Source organism: Vibrio sp. McD22-P3 (assembly GCF_021568915.1).
Taxonomy (GTDB): Bacteria; Pseudomonadota; Gammaproteobacteria; order Enterobacterales; family Vibrionaceae; genus Vibrio; species Vibrio mediterranei.
In genome coordinates this window covers 20,525-36,130 of record NZ_JAKGTN010000028.1, presented here as the reverse complement: position 1 = coordinate 36,130, position 15,606 = coordinate 20,525, and the positions used below count along the sequence as shown (strand labels likewise).

At 45.0% G+C, this 15,606-nt stretch carries 16 protein-coding genes; 11 read left to right on the top strand and 5 right to left on the bottom strand.

The features are described from left to right. The first annotated feature begins 286 nt into the window (after positions 1-286). The 3 genes from zapB to L2W36_RS24170 all read left to right on the top strand — a co-directional run bounded on the left by zapB (position 287) and on the right by L2W36_RS24170 (position 2,422). Positions 287-529, top strand: a complete 243-nt coding sequence (zapB, locus tag L2W36_RS24180; protein WP_006075487.1) for a cell division protein ZapB — start codon at positions 287-289, stop codon at positions 527-529. Between the two features lie 146 nt (positions 530-675). After that, a complete protein-coding gene (locus tag L2W36_RS24175) occupies positions 676-1,329 on the top strand; it encodes a TetR/AcrR family transcriptional regulator (protein WP_006075488.1) in 654 nt (217 codons plus the stop codon). A 97-nt stretch (positions 1,330-1,426) separates the two neighbouring features. Further along, positions 1,427-2,422: an acetyltransferase gene (locus L2W36_RS24170; protein ID WP_082795552.1), complete on the top strand. Its 996-nt coding sequence runs from the start codon at positions 1,427-1,429 to the stop codon at positions 2,420-2,422. Positions 2,423-2,443: 21 nt separating this feature from the next. On the opposite strand, the gene L2W36_RS24165 is transcribed toward L2W36_RS24170, so the two are convergent. Together L2W36_RS24165 and gpmM are read right to left on the bottom strand one after the other, a co-directional pair. Further along, the gene (locus tag L2W36_RS24165; protein WP_096443493.1) at positions 2,444-3,574 is read right to left on the bottom strand and encodes a murein hydrolase activator EnvC family protein; all 1,131 of its coding nucleotides are present in this window, start codon (positions 3,572-3,574) and stop codon (positions 2,444-2,446) included. Positions 3,575-3,730: 156 nt separating this feature from the next. Beyond that, positions 3,731-5,263 (bottom strand): 2,3-bisphosphoglycerate-independent phosphoglycerate mutase, encoded by a 1,533-nt coding sequence (gene gpmM, locus L2W36_RS24160; protein ID WP_236111797.1) that lies wholly within the window; start codon positions 5,261-5,263, stop codon positions 3,731-3,733. A gap of 396 nt (positions 5,264-5,659) precedes the next feature. Between gpmM and L2W36_RS24155 the strand changes: the two genes are divergently transcribed. From L2W36_RS24155 to cysE, 4 genes are all read left to right on the top strand, one after another. Next, positions 5,660-6,094, top strand: coding sequence for a rhodanese-like domain-containing protein (locus L2W36_RS24155; RefSeq protein ID WP_031493039.1), 435 nt, complete (start codon positions 5,660-5,662; stop codon positions 6,092-6,094). Between the two features lie 159 nt (positions 6,095-6,253). Then, on the top strand, positions 6,254-6,721 hold the full coding sequence (secB, locus tag L2W36_RS24150; protein WP_031493038.1) for a protein-export chaperone SecB: 468 nt from the start codon (positions 6,254-6,256) through the stop codon (positions 6,719-6,721). Positions 6,722-6,873: 152 nt separating this feature from the next. Then, positions 6,874-7,896, top strand: a complete 1,023-nt coding sequence (gene gpsA, locus L2W36_RS24145) for an NAD(P)H-dependent glycerol-3-phosphate dehydrogenase (RefSeq protein WP_236111796.1) — start codon at positions 6,874-6,876, stop codon at positions 7,894-7,896. Positions 7,897-7,935: 39 nt separating this feature from the next. Continuing rightward, on the top strand, positions 7,936-8,757 hold the full coding sequence (gene cysE, locus L2W36_RS24140; RefSeq protein WP_038223802.1) for a serine O-acetyltransferase: 822 nt from the start codon (positions 7,936-7,938) through the stop codon (positions 8,755-8,757). Between the two features lie 58 nt (positions 8,758-8,815). Here cysE and L2W36_RS24135 read toward each other — a convergent pair whose 3' ends face one another. After that, entirely contained in the window at positions 8,816-10,159 is a 1,344-nt protein-coding gene (locus L2W36_RS24135; protein ID WP_038223800.1) for an MATE family efflux transporter, read from the bottom strand. A 232-nt stretch (positions 10,160-10,391) separates the two neighbouring features. Here L2W36_RS24135 and L2W36_RS24130 point away from each other — a divergent pair, with 232 nt between their 5' ends. The 3 genes from L2W36_RS24130 to L2W36_RS24120 all read left to right on the top strand — a co-directional run bounded on the left by L2W36_RS24130 (position 10,392) and on the right by L2W36_RS24120 (position 13,142). Next, entirely contained in the window at positions 10,392-10,682 is a 291-nt protein-coding gene (locus L2W36_RS24130; RefSeq protein WP_031493033.1) for a co-chaperone GroES, read from the top strand. Positions 10,683-10,750: 68 nt separating this feature from the next. Next, positions 10,751-12,388 carry a chaperonin GroEL gene (groL, locus tag L2W36_RS24125; protein WP_038223798.1) on the top strand — a complete coding sequence of 546 codons (1,638 nt, stop codon included), beginning with the start codon at positions 10,751-10,753 and terminating at the stop codon, positions 12,386-12,388. 190 nt (positions 12,389-12,578) lie between these two features. After that, the gene (locus L2W36_RS24120; RefSeq protein ID WP_006075442.1) at positions 12,579-13,142 is read left to right on the top strand and encodes a VC2662 family protein; all 564 of its coding nucleotides are present in this window, start codon (positions 12,579-12,581) and stop codon (positions 13,140-13,142) included. Positions 13,143-13,186: 44 nt separating this feature from the next. On the opposite strand, the gene L2W36_RS24115 is transcribed toward L2W36_RS24120, so the two are convergent. Both L2W36_RS24115 and epmB read right to left on the bottom strand, forming a co-directional pair. Further along, positions 13,187-13,609 carry an MgtC/SapB family protein gene (locus L2W36_RS24115; protein WP_081836363.1) on the bottom strand — a complete coding sequence of 141 codons (423 nt, stop codon included), beginning with the start codon at positions 13,607-13,609 and terminating at the stop codon, positions 13,187-13,189. A gap of 152 nt (positions 13,610-13,761) precedes the next feature. Next, complete coding sequence (epmB, locus tag L2W36_RS24110; RefSeq protein ID WP_062461776.1) at positions 13,762-14,784, bottom strand: EF-P beta-lysylation protein EpmB; 1,023 nt, start codon at positions 14,782-14,784, stop codon at positions 13,762-13,764. A 34-nt stretch (positions 14,785-14,818) separates the two neighbouring features. Here epmB and efp point away from each other — a divergent pair, with 34 nt between their 5' ends. Beyond that, positions 14,819-15,385 carry an elongation factor P gene (gene efp, locus L2W36_RS24105; protein WP_006075445.1) on the top strand — a complete coding sequence of 189 codons (567 nt, stop codon included), beginning with the start codon at positions 14,819-14,821 and terminating at the stop codon, positions 15,383-15,385. Positions 15,386-15,606: the final 221 nt, after the last annotated feature.

The window sequence follows — 15,606 nt, the reverse complement described above, 5'->3', positions numbered from 1 at the left end:
TATCCAAAAGGAAACGTTTGCTTTTTTGTGGTTTTGGTCGCTATCTTGTCGCTAAGTTATGATTACTCATTGAGAAAGTGCAGGGAGAAAGGTCAGAGTAAAGTGATAGCAGGGAAGGTTTGACAAGTTTTAGGTAAAGCTTATGTCATTTTGCGATGCTTTTTTGACCGAATGGTGAAAAATCTGCAATATAGGGCGTGTCTATCTTCTCTATGCTGAGTAGAATGGGACAATATAGAGTATGAAGTCTTTTCATGTCACAGAATTAAATTAAGGGTAGGCCGAGATGTCTTTTGAAGTACTGGAACAACTAGAAGCAAAAATTCAAACTGCAGTTGACACAATCGCGCTTCTTCAAATGGAAGTTGAAGAACTGAAAGAAGAAAAAGTGCAACTAGCAAATCAAGCGGAAGAGCTACGTAATAGCCGTGAAGAATTGGTTCAAAAGACTGAGCAAATGCAACGTGAGCACGGCCAATGGCAAGAGCGTATTCGTAACCTGCTTGGTAAAATGGACGAAGTAGAGTAATTCATTCGTCAAACGTATTCGAAAGCACTCATTTGAGTGCTTTTTTTATATCATTTGGTCTAACCAGTGCGACTCACCGTCTCATGACTTTTCGTACACAACTTGAGCACGTATACTAACCCCAACTAGGGAAAGGAAAAGTTAGAATGAAAACACGTGACAAAATAGTGTATGCCGCCCTCGACTTATTTAATTTAGATGGCGAGCGCAACGTGACGACCAACCATATTGCTGCTCATATCGAGATTAGCCCAGGTAACCTCTATTACCACTTTCGCAATAAACAAGAGATAGTGAGAGAGATCTTTGCGCTGTATTCGCAAGAGCTCATTGAACGTTTTACTCCTATCCAAGGTCAGCAAGAAAGTTTGGCGCTCCTCAAGCACTATCTTGATTCTATCTTTAATCTAATGTGGAAATATCGTTTCTTCTACGCCAACCTGCCAGAGATTCTGCAGCGTGATCCTAAGCTGCACGAAGAGTACATTGAGGTTCAGGAGCGATTGCAGGGTAACTTAGTTAATATCCTAAGAGCCTTTGTTGAACTTGATTTATTGACGATTAACGAGAAAGAACTTAAGTCATTGGTGACCACTCTGCATATGATGGCGGTCGGTTGGCTGAGCTACCAATCAGCGATGTCGCCGAAAACTCAAATTACTGAAGAGGTGATTCAGCAGGGCATGCTACACATGATCAATGTCGTGAAGCCACTATCAACGGCAAAAGGTCGTGAACAGCTGTCTCTACTAGAAGATGGTGTGAAAATGATGGGGTCGACAGACAGTCGCTCGCTCTAACGGCATGATATATAGCCAATTCATCTTGTTACAAACCCTGCTATCTTAGTAGGGTTTGTTGTTTTAGACACCAGATTAATTGGAGAGTGACGACGGGATGGCTGATAACGAAATGAAAGCAAAAGCACACTATGATGTATTTAATGGCGATGCCGATGGTATTTTGTCATTGCTGCAATTGCGATTAGCTCAGCCGAAAGAAACACAGCTGATCTCAGGGATTAAGCGTGATATTGCGCTGTTACAACGAGTCCCCGTCGCAGAAGCAGGCTCTGTTACAGTGCTCGACATCTCCATGGATAAAAACCAAAACGCCTTAGATGAGCTTTTGGATCATGATGTTCCTATTACTTATATCGATCACCACAAAGCATCAACTATTCCCCACAGCGACATTTTGGATGCGCACATCGACCTTGATGCCAATACGTGCACCGCACTGATTGTAGATAAGCTATTACAAGGCCAGTATCGAACTTGGGCGATTGCTGCGGCCTACGGAGATAATATGTTGAGTAGTGCTGAGCATTTAGCGAATGAGCTTAAACTCACGCACGAGCAACGACACTTTCTCAAGCAATTAGGAACCTTGGTGAATTACAACGGTTATGGAGAGAGCTTAGCTGATCTACATTTTGACCCAGTCATCCTTTATCAGGCGTTATTGGCGTACCCTGACCCGTTTGATTGCCAGAAAGACGCCTCTTCTCCGTATTACACTCTTAAATCGGCGTTTGAGAGTGATGAAATAGCGTTAGAGGCAACGGAAACTGTCTTTGAGTCGGACATCTTGAAAGTGGTAAAGCTGCCAGCAACGCCAGCGGCGAGGAGAATGTCGGGGACTTGGATAAATCGCTTGGCGAATGAAGCGCCTGACCAAGCTCATATTTCGTTAGTGCCGAGAAGCGGCTCGAGCAAAAGCGCTAGTTATACCGTTTCAGTTAGGGCTCCGCTGAACAATAAGCAAGGCGCTGCTGAGATTTGTAGTCAGTTTGCCACAGGTGGTGGGCGAGAGGCGGCAGGGGGCATCAATGAGTTGCCAGAGCATGAGGTAGAGCGACTGATTCAAGTCGCTCAAGAGTGTTATCGCTAAGTACCCACACTTGGCTTTACGTTATCGTTTTAGCCAGCTTTTTGGGTTTTGTACTTTACTGTTGCGGCGGATTTCGAAATACAGCGATGAGCTTGATTGACCGCCCGTGTCACCAGCAAGTGCGATGGTCTCTCCTGCGGAGACTTTATCCCCTTCTTTTTTCAGCAATGTCTGGTTATAACCATAAAGCGTCATGTCACCTTTACCATGGTCCAATAGTACCACCAGTCCGTAGCCGCGTAGGTAGTCGGCGAAGACGACAGTACCAGAATAAACAGACTTTATAGATTCTCCGTAATTAGCTTGAATAACCATGCCTTTCCAGTTCACTTGTCCAGTTTGCTTGGTCCCAAAGCTATGTAGAACTTTCCCTTTTACCGGCCAAGGCAGCTTACCTTTCTGTCGAGCCAGACCATCCATAGGTACTTGATTGCGCTTAGCGGCTTTGGCGATTTCCGCCTTCAAGCGTGTTTCATTACGTTGCAGTTCAGCTAGGTAGGTCTTATCGCTTGAGATGCTCTTTCTGATTTTAGATACCGTACTTTTGCGACTGGCTTGGTTTTTCGCAAGAGAGTTTCGCTTGTCTTTTTGTTGCTCGAGTAATTGTGCAATTTGATTACGTTCAAGCTCAAGGGCACGTTCACTCTCTGCCAGATCCAGTTCAGTTTGTGCTAATTTCTCCAAAGTCTCAGCACGTGCTTTGGCAAGATATTGGTAGTACTGGCTAATACGGTCTTCATCTGGATTGGTACTAAACACATTCGAAGCTGAGTTGTTCTGCTTTGTCACGTAATAGGTTTGCACCAACTCGGCGAGGATCTTTTGCTGTTGTTTTTTCTGCTCGGTGAGCTCTTCGACTTGTTGATGAAAACTATCGAGGTTGCGATTAGCTTGAGCAAGTTGAGCGGTGGTCGATTTTATCTCTTTCTCAATGTTAGAAATGCCGACTTCTTGTTGACGCAAAGACTTTTGTAATTTATCGAGCTCTTTTTGCTGCGCAGACAGTTCTTTCTGTTGGCGTGTAATTTCGCTCTTTACGCCAGTCAGTTCATTTTGGTTGGCTAAAGTGAGAGTCGGGTATGTAACAAGCCCGATGCTAAGAATCCATGCCGATATAGAGGGGATGAAAGGCGTTTTATTATTGGGTTTCATTCTACTTCCGTTAAAAATACCGACCAAGTCTGTTCGTGCCCAGATGCGCAACCACCATTATATCCACACTTAGGGCCAGAGGTGCAAGCATACAAAAACGCCGATGCGTATGCACCGGCGTTTTATCAAGCTTGTGTCATTACTTTGCGAAGCTGATTACTTAACCAGTACGTCGCCAGACATTTCTGCTGGAATTTCCATGCCAGTCATAGAAAGCATAGTTGGAGCTAGATCAGACAGCTTACCGCCTTCTTTGAACTCAACCGCTTTATCACCAACGTAGATCAGCGGTACAGGTAGGTTGGTGTGAGCAGTGTGAGTACCACCTGTCTCAGGGTCCACCATCATTTCAGCGTTACCGTGGTCAGCAGTGATTAGCATTTGACCGCCAACTTCTTTAATCGCTTCAACCACTTTACCTACACTTGCGTCTAGAGCTTCAATCGCTTGCTCAGCGGCTTCGTATACGCCTGTATGGCCAACCATATCTGCGTTTGGATAGTTACAGATAATAGTGTCGTATTTACCTGACTTGATAGCCGCAACCATTTTTTCAGTCAGCTCTTCAGAGCTCATCTCTGGTTGTAGGTCATAAGTAGCCACTTTTGGAGAAGCAACAAGTTGACGCTCTTCACCGTTAAATTCAGTTTCAACACCACCGTTGAAGAAGAAAGTGACGTGTGCGTACTTTTCTGTCTCAGAAATACGTAGCTGAGTCTTGCCTGCTTTAGATAGCCACTCACCGTAAGTGTTTTCAAGAGAGGCTGGTGGGAATGCACACGCAAGTGGGATATCAGCTGCGTATTGAGTCAGCATAACGAAGTCAACCGCTGGGAAGACTTTACGCTCGAAACCATCAAATGCAGGTACGAATGCACGAGTAATTTCACGAGCACGGTCAGCACGGTAGTTCATGAAGATAACGGCATCGCCATCAACGATAGCAGCTGACTCTTGGTCTTCTGCACGAATTTCTGTTGGTGCAACGAATTCATCGTTTTCATCACGAGAGTAAGCCGCTTCTAGACCTGCAACTGCAGAATCAAATGTGAAGGCGCCTTCTGCTTGAGTCAGTAGGTCGTAGGCTTTTTCTACGCGATCCCAGTTGTTATCACGATCCATTGCATAGTAACGACCAACAAGAGACGCTACACGGCCTTTGCCTAGCTCTGCAAATAGAGCATCAAAGCGTTGCAGTGAACCTTCCGCGCTACGTGGTGGTGTGTCACGACCGTCTAGGAAGCAGTGTAGGTAGATTTTCTCTGCGCCACGCTCTGCTGCCATTTTCACTGCAGCGTAGATGTGATCTTCGTGAGAGTGAACGCCACCTGGAGACATAAGACCCATTAGGTGAACCGCTTTACCTGCTGCGATAGCTTTATCCATTGCCGCAACAAGGATTCCGTTTTGACCGAATTCACCGTCAGCAATAGATTTTGTGATGCGAGTAAGGTCTTGGTATACCACGCGACCAGCACCAATATTGGTGTGACCCACTTCTGAGTTACCCATTTGACCATCCGGTAGACCTACGTCCATGCCAGAAGCCGAAATTAGTGTACGTGGATTGTTTGCCCACAAGCCGTCCATAACTGGAGTTTTTGCGTTGTTGATTGCGTTGCTTGCGTTGTCTTCACGGTAACCCCAACCGTCAAGAATCACTAGAGCCATTGGCTTCTTAGCTGACATAGTTATAACCTCGTCAAATCGATAGTAACTTTACAGAAAACAAATTAGCGTAATTTTACTACACTTTTTAACCAAAACTGTAGTGGCAGATCAAATAATGTTTGTGATTGCCGTTACTTGTTTTCAGTTTTGGACAGTTGAAACCACTAATAGTTTTCCGCGTGAGGTAATCATAGACGCTATTTTTGGATGATTCCTCGCCTTTGTTTCTATTAATACGCCTTTACTAGCAGGTTTGGCTAATTGGTTTTCTCTATCTCTGCAATAGTAATGTCGCCTGGGTTGAGGAGAGGGATCTCAATTCTTTGTTCGAAACATTTTCCCCTCTCGCCAGAGCACGACTAAGCCGCTATACTCCTCGACTGATTTAATGTTCAACTATTAAGAGCGCAAGCTATGCAAGAGTATTTAGAATTTTTTCAACAAAACATGATCATGGCACTAGTGTGGGTTGCACTATTCGTCGCTCTGATTGCCAACATCTTCAAATCAGCAAATGCTGCATATAAAGAAGTATCGGCTGCGCAAGTGACTCATATGATGAACCGTGAGAATGGTTTAGTGGTTGATATTCGTTCAAAAGACGACTTCAAGCGTGGCCATATTACTGACTCGGTAAATGTGCTGCCGTCTGATATTAAGTCAGGTTCAATCCCAAGCCTTGAAAACCATAAATCAGACCCAATCATTGTTGTATGTAAGACTGGTCAAACAGCGCAAGAGAGCGCGAATCTGCTAGCTAAAGCAGGGTTTGAGAAAGTTTACTTGCTGAAAAATGGTCTGACGGCATGGAGCGAAGCGAACCTGCCACTGATCAAAGGCAAAAAGTAATCGAGAATTTTGAGTAATTTCGCGGCAGTTATGACTAAGGGATGTGATAAGTGCCACGGAATTAACGGCTCGCCTAGTCATAGAAGATTGGCTCGGATAGTCTGCAAGACAACTCATAAACGTTTTTGACAATTTTAGACGTATTTAAGGAAAAACATCATGGCTGAAGCAGCTCCACAAGAAGCACAACAAAACTTCGCAATCCAACGCATCTTTCTAAAAGACGTATCTTTTGAAGCGCCAAACTCGCCAGATATGTTCCAGAAAGATTGGAACCCAGATGTTAAGCTAGATCTTGACACTCAAAGCCGTGAACTAGGCCAAGGCATCTATGAAGTTGTTCTTCGCCTAACTGTGACTGTGAAAAACGCAGAAGACACAGCATTCCTATGTGAAGTTCAACAAGGCGGTATTTTCACTGCTGAGCAGATGGAAGCAGGTCAACTTGCACATTGCTTAGGCGCGTTCTGCCCGAACATCCTATTCCCATATGCTCGTGAAACTATTTCTAGCCTAACGATGAAAGGTACGTTCCCTCAACTGAACCTAGCGCCAGTTAACTTTGACGCTCTGTTCATGAACTACCTACAACAGCAAGCTCAACAAGAAGGCCAAGCAGAAGCTTAAGCCTTTTTCGCAGAACATATTTTCTGCACGAGTAAGCGAAGTGAATAGACTTAGCTAATAAAAATGCACAGCGCATCGCGATGTGCATTTTTTATTTGCTCCGTACGGAGTAGACTAACTACATTGAGCCATAACGAAAATTTGGTGGTGTTATGAATAACGCATATGGAAAAGAAATCGCAATGACCGTTATCGGTGCCGGTTCTTATGGAACCTCATTGGCGATCTCTCTTGCTCGTAACGGAGCAAACGTGGTGATTTGGGGACACGAGCCTGAACACATGGTCAAGCTTGAAGCAGACAGAGCCAATCATGAGTTCTTGCCTGGGATTGAATTTCCAGAAACGTTGATTGTCGAGTCTGACTTGAACAAAGCCGTTCAAGCCAGTCGCGATCTTTTGGTTGTGGTACCGAGCCATGTATTTGGTATTGTGCTTAACAGCATCAAGCCTCATCTTCGTCAAGACAGCCGCATCTGCTGGGCAACCAAGGGGCTAGAGCCTGAAACGGGTCGACTGTTGAAGGATGTTGCTCATGACATTATTGGTGATGACTATCCGTTGGCTGTGCTTTCTGGACCTACTTTTGCCAAGGAGTTGGCGGTGGGACTTCCAACTGCGATTGCCGTGGCCTCTCCAAATGCTGAGTTTGTGGCTGATCTTCAAGAAAAAATCCACTGTAGTAAAACCTTCCGTGTTTATGCTAACGATGACTTTACTGGCATGCAATTGGGCGGTGCGGTGAAAAACGTGATTGCGATTGGTGCGGGTATGTCGGACGGCATCGGTTTTGGTGCAAACGCACGTACCGCGTTGATTACCCGAGGTCTAGCTGAAATGACACGTCTAGGTGCTGCCTTGGGTGCTAAGCCGGATACCTTTATGGGTATGGCAGGTCTTGGTGATCTAGTACTGACTTGTACTGATAACCAGTCTCGTAACCGCCGTTTTGGTTTGGCACTTGGTCAGGGTAAAGATGTGGATACGGCTCAGACAGAGATCGGTCAGGTTGTTGAGGGTTATCGCAATACCAAAGAGGTATGGTTGTTATCTCAGCGCATGGGTGTGGAAATGCCAATTGTTGACCAAATCTATCAAGTACTGTATCAAGGTAAAGACGCAAGACTTGCAGCGCAAGATTTGCTTGCTAGGGATAAAAAAGCGGAGCAGCAATAACGCTCTGTTGGTGATTGAGTACCAGTCGTAGGACAAGAAATGAAACACTGTGAAAAAAAGAATGTCTGGGAGTGCATTGTAAGAGAAGCGCGCGAACAAGCAGAGCAAGAGCCGATGCTTGCGAGTTTCTATCATGCCACCATAATTAACCACGAAAGCTTTGGTGCAGCATTAAGCTATATTTTAGCCAATAAGCTGAAGACTGCGTCAATGCCAGCAATGGCAGTACGTGAAGTGGTTGAGCAAGCGTTTAATGCTGATCCATCAATTACTGATGCTGCTGCTTGTGACATTTGTGCGACAGTGAACCGAGATCCTGCGGTTGCCATGTACTCAATGCCGCTACTTTATCTGAAAGGCTACCATGCACTACAAGGTTATCGCGTCGCCAATTGGCTGTGGAACCAAGGGCGTATGGCTCTTGCGACCTATTTACAAAACCAAATATCCGTTGCGTGTCAGGTAGACATCCACCCTGCGGCTCGCATTGGTAAAGGAATCATGCTTGACCACGCCACCGGCATTGTTATTGGTGAAACCGCTGTCGTTGAAAATGATGTTTCCATCTTGCAGAACGTCACACTAGGCGGTACCGGTAAAGAGTGCGGTGATCGACATCCTAAGATCCGTGAAGGCGTTATGATTGGCGCTGGGGCGAAGATTCTAGGTAATATTGAAGTCGGTAAGGGAGCCAAAATTGGTTCTTGCTCTGTGGTACTTCAACCAGTACCTCCGCATACTACTGCTGCTGGTGTTCCTGCAAAGATTGTCGGTAAACCGAAAACCGATAAACCATCACTAGATATGGATCAGCAATTTAACGGTAAGTCACAAACCTTTATGGGCGGTGATGGTATTTAAACAAGCCTGAGAAATGAATCAAAAACGTAGAGCCAAGGTATCAGCCTTGGCTTTATTTTTAACTGGCTTGGTACAGATGTTTTTTTCTCACACCAAGCGCATAAAGATACGCCAATACTCCGCCTAGAACATTACCGACTGCAACGCCAATAAACATGCCTTCGACATCATAATAATGGCTACCTAGGGCCGCGGCTGGCAAGGTGAAGACAAACAGTCTCATCGCACTCCACATAAAGGCTTTGTTCGGTTCGTGTAACGCATTCATACCACTACCTAGCATCATGATGATCCCTTGGAATCCATAGCTGAATGGTACTACGAGTAAGTAATGCCAAAGAATATCTCTTACGGCTTGTTCTTGGGAAAACAGCGCAGAAATTGGAATGCTGAGTGGTACCATCATTGCGAAGATAAACAGCTGGAATACGATCGAAAACCGCATACTCAAAAATAAGCCGGCAAAACTTCGATCAGGCTGTTTGGCGCCAAAGTTCTGTGACATAAATGGCGTTAGTGCAGAGCTTAGCGAGATTAAAACCAAAATTAGAATCGACTCAACACGCTGTGCAGCTCCATAAGCGGCGACCGCAGCGGTGCCATGAGAAGACAGCATCTTCATTAAAATTGCACCTGAGATCGGAGACATGGCCGTTGATAGTCCTGATGGTGTTCCAATGCGTAATATAGCGATCCAATCTTGCCAAATTTCCGTAGGTTTGAGCTTACCCAATAACTTTTCGCGTTTGATGAGCACAAACAGCGAGCCAGACAGCGCTCCAAACCAAGCAATGCCGCTAGCAATGGCAGCACCTTGAATGCCCAACTCTGGGAAAGGGCCTATACCGAAGATCAACAGAGGGTCGAGCACGCCATTTATGAAACCGGACAGCATCATGATCTTTGCGGGGGTTTTGGTATCACCAGTAGCTCGAATCGCACTGTTTCCCGCCATCGGAATAACCAGCAATGGTACCGTTAAATACCAGATCACCATGTACTCGCTGATTAATGGAATGATGTCATCGCTAGCTCCAAGCAGTTTAAATAGTGGCTCTATGGTCAGCAGCCCGAATGCTGAAGCAATGGTCACAAGTACCACCGCGAGCAGTAATCCGTGCGTGGCAAAACGAGCCGCGTTTTGAGTATTTCCTTGTCCCAGTAATCGCCCAATATTGGTAGAGAGTCCCATACCAATACCCATGGTGATGCAATTGACCCCAAACGTAACCGGAAAAGTAAAGCTGATAGCGGCCAGTGCTTGTGTGCCAAGCAGCGATATAAAGAAGGTATCAACGAGGTTAAATGCCAAGATTGCAACCATGCCAAATACCATAGGAACAGTCATGTTTCTAAGGACAGTAGAGATGGGAGCGGAAAGTAGGCCGTGTTTATCTTGCATGGCATTCAGTGCTGATGAAACAGGCGCTTAGAATACAGCAATTGATGAGTTGGTGCGAGAATGGGTTTGGTAAGGAAGGTCATTCACTAGCCAAAGCTCATTTTCGTTATTTTTGTCACAATTTTTTGTCATGCTGCCCTTGGGATCGTAGAAAACGCCCCCAACATATTCAACACAAGGCCTTGAAGGCTATCTAATAAGCTAAATGGAAAATAATCAGGAGAATCGACCGATGAATATCCGTCCTCTACACGACCGAGTTATCGTTGAGCGCCAAGAAGTTGAATCTAAATCTGCTGGCGGCATCGTTCTAACTGGTTCTGCTGCAGAAAAATCGACACGTGGTACTGTTTTGGCTGTGGGCAAAGGCCGCATTCTAGAAAACGGTACAGTACAGCCATTGGACGTGAAAGTAGGTGATACGGTTATCTTTGCTGAAGGCTACGGCACGAAAACAGAAAAGATCGACGGTAAAGAAGTTCTGATCATGTCTGAAAATGACATCATGGCTATCGTTGAATAATTAAGTAGACGTTGAGTAATTTTTTACTCTAAACAAGCTATCCACTGAATTTAGATAAGGAAATAACAATGGCTGCTAAAGACGTTAAGTTTGGCAACGACGCACGAATCAAAATGCTAGAAGGTGTAAACGTTCTAGCTGACGCAGTAAAAGTTACGCTTGGCCCTAAAGGTCGTAACGTAGTTCTAGACAAATCTTTTGGTGCACCAACCATCACTAAAGATGGTGTATCTGTTGCGCGTGAAATTGAACTGGAAGACAAGTTCCAGAACATGGGCGCACAAATGGTGAAAGAAGTTGCTTCTCAAGCTAACGATGCTGCAGGTGACGGTACAACAACTGCTACGGTACTGGCTCAATCTATCATTTCTGAAGGCCTGAAAGCGGTTGCTGCTGGCATGAACCCAATGGACCTTAAGCGCGGTATCGATAAAGCTGTCGCAGCTGCAGTTGAAGAGCTAAAAGCTCTGTCTGTTGAGTGTAAAGACACCAAAGCGATTGCTCAGGTTGGTACTATCTCTGCAAACTCTGACTCTACGGTTGGTAACATCATTGCTGAAGCAATGGAAAAAGTAGGTCGTGATGGCGTTATTACTGTTGAAGAAGGTCAGGCTCTACAAGATGAGCTAGACGTAGTAGAAGGTATGCAGTTCGATCGTGGTTACCTATCTCCTTATTTCATCAACAACCAAGAAGCTGGTAGCGTTGATCTAGAGAGCCCGTTCATTCTTCTTATCGATAAGAAAGTGTCGAACATCCGTGAACTTCTACCAACTCTTGAAGCAGTAGCTAAAGCATCTCGTCCGCTGCTTATCATTGCAGAAGACGTAGAAGGCGAAGCGCTAGCAACACTTGTTGTGAACAACATGCGCGGTATCGTAAAAGTAGCGGCGGTTAAAGCACCTGGTTTCGGTGACCGTCGTAAGTCTATGCTTCAAGACATCGCTATCCTAACTGGCGGTACAGTAATTTCTGAAGAAATCGGTCTAGACCTTGAGAAAGTGACGCTAGAAGATCTAGGTCAAGCTAAGCGTGTAACCATCACTAAAGAAAACTCAACCATCATCGATGGCGCGGGTGAAGAAGCGATGATTCAAGGTCGTGTTGCACAAATTCGTCAACAAATCGAAGAAGCAACGTCTGACTACGATAAAGAGAAACTTCAAGAGCGTGTTGCTAAACTTGCTGGCGGTGTCGCTGTTATCAAAGTTGGTGCTGCAACTGAAGTTGAAATGAAAGAAAAGAAAGACCGAGTAGAAGACGCACTTCACGCTACTCGCGCTGCTGTTGAAGAAGGCGTAGTGGCTGGTGGTGGTGTTGCACTTATCCGTGCTGCATCTAAAGTTGCTGGTCTTGAAGGTGACAACGAAGAGCAAACAGTGGGTATCCGCGTTGCACTTCGCGCAATGGAAGCTCCAATTCGTCAAATCACTGCAAACGCAGGTGACGAAGAGTCTGTAGTAGCGAACAACGTGAAAGCAGGTGAAGGTAGCTACGGTTACAATGCGGCAACGGGTGAGTACGGCGATATGCTAGAGATGGGTATTCTAGACCCAACAAAAGTAACGCGTTCTGCCCTTCAGTTTGCTGCATCTGTTGCTGGTCTAATGATCACAACGGAAGCAATGGTAACAGATATTCCTCAGAAAGATGCTCCAGCAATGCCTGATATGGGCGGTATGGGTGGCATGCCTGGTATGATGTAATCCGCATCAGAATGTTCTGACAAGCCGAAGGGAAACCTTCGGCTTTTTTGTATCTGGTTCAATAATAACCAAGTAATTTGTGAGAATGTTGCTGAATATGACATTTCACTGACAAATCGTATGGTTGTCCTTTTTAGCATCGTCTAAACTTATTATTCGACAACAAGAAAATGTCAGTGGAGACAATATAATGAAAAAAGTCATTTCAGCCCTAGCAGTGGCAGCAGCGGTAGCTTCACCAATGGCGTTAGCAGACAGCACGCCAGTTATGTTCTCATCACTAAACGGCTTTAACGCACCAGATGCAAATGCAGTTGGTGGTGTTCGTTTAGCAGTACTTCATGGTCAAGTGAATGAAGTAAAAGGTGTCGACTTCTCTGTACTAGGTATGTCTGAAACTCAACGTACAACAGGTGTGAACTTCGGTCTATTCTTTGGTGCGTCTAAAGTAACTCAAGAGATGAAAGGTGCTTCTCTAGGTATCTTCAACTGGAATACTGGTTCAACAACGGGTGTTAACCTTGGTGCCGTTAACGTAACTAACGATGTGAAAGGTCTGAACTGGAGTGCAGTGAACTACTCTGAAGGCTATACAATGGCTGATATCGGTCTTGCTAGCTTCTCAAACAAGTCTAACTTCCAGTTTGGTTTCTTCAACAAAACCAACACGATCGACGGTGTTCAGATTGGTCTGATCAACTGTGCAGATAACGGTTTCTTCAAGTGCTTCCCAATCATCAACTTCGCGAAGTAATTTGAATTGATTCGTCAAAAAAGCCCTGAATAATCAGGGCTTTTTTATTTTCTCATTCGATTGCGATTCTGCATGGTTTGATGAACGCCGCGACGTAAGCTCTTAAAGCTGCTTTCAATCTTATCTACGCCTAATAGGACCGTTAATGCCAAAACGGTTAGAATGATCGATTCTTTATGATGACCGAGTCCAATCATCATTCCTAACCCTGCCAAAACCCAGATAACGGCCGCTGAGGTTACGCCATGAATTTTCCCGTCTTGAGTCATCATCACCCCCGCACCTAAAAAGCCAACGCCAGTAATGATTTGCCCTAATACTCGCGCTTGATCAAGCGTGTTCGGAGAAAGGGATACGGCCATGGACATAAACAAGTACGTACCCGACACAATCAGAATCGCAGTACGAATACCAACAGGTTTTCCGCGTGTTTGGCGCTCGAGGCCTACTAAGGCACCGTTGAGCATACAAGCCCCAAGTGCAGGCCATGAAAAAGGCCCTAAGTCGAGCAGTTGTGCATTGAATAACTGTGTCAGTTCCACATTGCCTCCTAAAAAGCGCAGTATCTGACTATTAGACCGTCTGATCGAACAAAAATATTTTGTCGAGACGAAAAAGGTTACTCGAGATGTAAATCCAGTGGTGTCTTGCTGGCTCTACCGCCTTCTTCTCGCGTCAGTTTAGGGACTAAATACCCAGACACTCGTTTGATCAGCCCTTGAATGATGGCTTTGGCGTCGTCATCGCTAATAAAGAAGTGTGCCGCGCCTTGAACCTTATCCAACACGTGAAGGTAATAAGGCAATATGCCCACAGAAAACAGCGCATGACTGAGCTCAAACTGAGCATCAACAGAATCATTGACACCTTTTAGCAGTACTCCTTGATTCAACAATGTTGTGCCCGTGTCTTTAATACGTGCCATTGACGCAGAGAATTCAGAATTCACTTCATTAGCGTGGTTGATATGCGTTACCAAAATGGTATTCAGTCGAGTCTGTTTAAGAAGCTGACACAACTCTTCTGTAATGCGCTTTGGGATCACCACAGGTAATCTGGAGTGAATGCGAAGTGTTTTTAAATGATGAATAGATTCTGCTTTTTGAACAAGCCATGCTAACTCAGAATCTTTGGCCATCAGTGGATCGCCGCCAGACAAAATGATCTCGTCGATCTCTGGATGAGCCGCAATATAGTCGAGTGCGACTTGCCAGTTAGCTTTACCGCCTTTGTTATCTTCGTAGGGGAAATGACGACGGAAGCAGTAGCGACAATTCACAGCACAGCCACCTTTGACAATTAGTAGTGCGCGATTGTGGTACTTGTGTAGTAGACCGGGCACCGCTGCATCTTGCTCTTCTAAAGGATCTTCAGAGTAACCGTTGTGGACTTCAAACTCTTGGCTTAATGGTAAAACTTGCCTTAATAGAGGGTCGTACGGGTTGCCTTTTTCCATACGATCGACAAAGCTTTGTGGAACACGCATCGGGAAAAGACGTCGAGCGGTTAAGCCGTTTTCCCACGGAGTCGCATCAATTTCTAGCTGCTTAAGCAGTTCATAAGGGTCTGAGATCGCATTCGATAGCTGTTTGAGCCAGTTTTGCTCAACAGAAACAAGATTTCGGGTTATGATAGGCGACATTAAATTTTAACTCGAAGAACACTAAGAGGATACAATGGCTACTGTTAGCACGAATGAATTTAAAGGCGGCCTTAAATTAATGCTGGATAACGAGCCTTGCGTAATTCTAGAAAACGAATACGTGAAGCCAGGTAAAGGTCAGGCATTCAACCGCGTAAAAATTCGTAAGCTACTGTCTGGTAAAGTTCTAGAGAAAACCTTCAAGTCTGGCGAAACTGTTGAAGTTGCAGACGTGATGGACATCGATCTAGATTACCTATACACAGATGGTGAATTCTACCACTTTATGAACAGCGAAACATTCGAACAAATCGCTGCGGAAGTTAAAGCTGTTGGCGATAACGCGAAATGGTTGGTAGAAAACAACACTTGTATGATTACTCTTTGGAATGGTAACCCAATTACCGTGACTCCGCCTAACTTTGTTGAGTTAGAAGTAACTGAAACCGATCCAGGTCTAAAAGGTGATACGCAGGGTACTGGTGGTAAACCAGCAACACTAACGACAGGTGCTGTTGTACGTGTACCGCTATTCATCCAAATCGGTGAAGTAATTAAAGTTGATACTCGTACAGGTGAGTACGTAGGCCGCGTTAAGTAAGCTTACTCTTTGCTGTATGAAGAAAGGTCGCTTAGGGAGTATATAGTAAAAATCGTGTTTATTTATGAGTGAGTGAGTGGAGGCTCTTTGCTGGTAATGCTTCTTTCTGATGCGCAAAGCATACACACTATGTATACTAGTGTGTACGCTTTTTTATCCCTAAAGGCTTAGCAAGGCGATGGCATCACTGCGTGAAACCATCACCCTGCCAAAAGGATATT